Source organism: Stenotrophomonas maltophilia group sp. RNC7 (assembly GCF_030910085.1).
In the GTDB taxonomy this organism is placed as follows: domain Bacteria; phylum Pseudomonadota; class Gammaproteobacteria; order Xanthomonadales; family Xanthomonadaceae; genus Stenotrophomonas; species Stenotrophomonas sepilia.
On record NZ_JAVFVN010000082.1, the window covers coordinates 1 to 1,685 of the forward strand.

Below are 1,685 nucleotides of genomic sequence, written 5' to 3' on the forward strand. Positions count from 1 at the left end.
GGAAAGTTGCATCGCCTCGCCGACGAAAAAGCCGTTGTTGAGGATGTTGTGATGCGAGAGCGCCGCGCCCTTCGGGCTGCCGGTCGTGCCGCTGGTGAACTGGATATTGATGGGATCGTCGAATTGCAGTTCGTCGGCAAGCTGCGCCAGTTCCTGCCTGGTGACTTCATCGCCGGATTGGGCCACATCGTCGAAATTCAACATACCCGGCGTCTGTTCCGCACCAAGCCGGATCACGCAGCGCAGCGAGGGAAGCCGCGCGGACATCAGATGCCCCGGCCGGGCCTCATCGAGTTCGGGCACGATGCTGCGCAGGATATCGATATAGTTACTGCTCTTCAGCGACGGCGCGAGGATGAGCGCCGCGCATTCGACTTTCCCCAGCACATATTCCAGTTCATGCGCCCGGTAAGCGGGGTTGATGTTGACGAGGATCAGGCCCGCCTTTGCGCTCGCAAACTGGGTGAGAATCCATTCGAGATTGTTGGGCGACCAGATGCCGAGACGCTCGCCGGGGCGCAGCCCTATGGCGAGGAAGCCTTCGGCAAGCTCATCGGTCCGTTGCCTGAGTTCGGAATAGGTCAGCCGGATATTCTGGTGGCGGACGACGACGGCGGGGCTGTCAGGATATTTTTCGGCGATCTGGTCCAGATGCCGGCCGATCGTATTGCCGATGAGAAGCTTGTCGCTCGCGCCATGCACATAACTGGGAACAGAGCTGGCCTGCTGCATTTCCGATCCTCCCAAACCGAAGATGACGCCCGAAGGCGATGCATCAAGTGGTGAGAGGATGCCATCCGCAGCGCTTCATGAAAACCGCAGATTTTTAAGGCCGGGTTCAGCGTTTCGTGCAGCGCACCAGCGTGGCGGCTCCGGCATTGGTGTATTTGCTCTGCATCGTATAGAGCCAGCCCTTGCATTCGGACATGCTGCTGAAGCAGCGGATACGGTCGATCGGAACCAGCCCGTCGCCGCCGGTGATGAAGGGTGAATCGTCCACGCCGCTGAACTGGCCGACGATGATGCCGCTGCCTCTTCTCGGCACGCTGCAGCGCTGGCCGGCAAATTCGCCGACATCCTTGCGCACCTGAGCCTCAGCCGACATGGGCAGCGCAACAAGGCCGGAAACCGCAAGCGATGCGGATGTGAGGCAGACAGCAATGACCTGACGCAGCATCGAACTCTCCTTCAAAAGAATAGTTACAGAACAATAGTATAAGGGAAATGGCGCGTTCTTCCAGAGCATGCCTCCCGAAAGCGGGACCGGTTCCGGAAAAGGCATGCGTAAGAGGAAGGCATCGCGCCCTTGAAAACTGGACGCGATGCTATCTGGCGGTAGCCGGAACAGGGCGGCTCTGGATGAGGCTCCTAGAGCGTGCCGCCCGCCTTGCCTGTCACCTTGAGCGCGAAAGCGTAGGTGTAGGCAACTTCTTCCAGCCGCGAGAAGCGGCCCGAGGCCCCGGCATGGCCTGCATCCATATTGATGCGGAACAGGACCGGGTGGTCATCGGTCTTCAGTTCACGCAGCCGGGCGACCCATTTGGCGGGTTCCCAATAAGTCACGCGCGGATCGGTAAGCCCCGCCACCGCCAGAATGGCGGGATAGGCCTGTCGGCTGACATTATCGTAGGGCGAATAGCCGGCGATGATCCGGTAATCCGCTTCCGATGTGATCGGGTTGCCCC

Annotated in this window: 3 protein-coding genes; all 3 read right to left on the reverse strand. The window is 60.2% G+C overall.

The genetic code is table 11. From position 1 onward, the window contains the following. The coding region (locus RCF13_RS00815) for an AMP-binding protein (protein ID WP_308140720.1) at positions 1–732 on the reverse strand (732 nt) is incomplete at its 3' end. Between the two features lie 106 nt (positions 733–838). After that, positions 839–1,177 carry a hypothetical protein gene (locus RCF13_RS00820; protein WP_021587922.1) on the reverse strand — a complete coding sequence of 113 codons (339 nt, stop codon included), beginning with the start codon at positions 1,175–1,177 and terminating at the stop codon, positions 839–841. A gap of 191 nt (positions 1,178–1,368) precedes the next feature. Continuing rightward, positions 1,369–1,685, reverse strand: a 317-nt coding sequence (locus RCF13_RS00825) for a prolyl oligopeptidase family serine peptidase (RefSeq protein ID WP_308140721.1), incomplete at its 5' end; no start/stop codon positions are given.

What these genes read in the sequence shown, in the direction of transcription:
- RCF13_RS00820 (WP_021587922.1), bottom strand. Translation starts at nt 1,177, where the DNA reads ATGCTGCGTCAGGTCATTGCTGTCTGCCTCACATCCGCATCGCTTGCG.